1 protein-coding gene is annotated in these 219 nt (G+C 34.7%); it reads right to left on the reverse strand.

Features of this window, described 5'->3' with window-relative positions; genetic code table 11:
- Positions 1-12: 12 nt before the first annotated feature.
- Positions 13-219: hypothetical protein (locus DWX57_RS14265; RefSeq protein WP_207666531.1), on the reverse strand; the 207-nt coding region annotated here is incomplete at its 5' end.

Genomic DNA, 219 nt, shown 5'->3' on the forward strand with positions numbered 1-219 from the left:
ATCAACCTGGACTTAATCATGCTTTATCTGCCTCCTGTATAACGGTATAATTATCTGCGATACATTCTGATCATCATTATCCTGTGGGATCATACCTATACCTGGTTTGTATATCTTATTTGCCTCTGTAAATGATAGATTAGTAAAATTAAAAAATGAAGTTTCGGCACAATTGCCACCCAGTTGTATTCCCATATGATATCCAGTCATAACATCATA

The organism is Coprococcus sp. AF19-8AC (assembly GCF_003603115.1).
In the GTDB taxonomy this organism is placed as follows: Bacteria; Bacillota; Clostridia; order Lachnospirales; family Lachnospiraceae; genus Coprococcus; species Coprococcus aceti.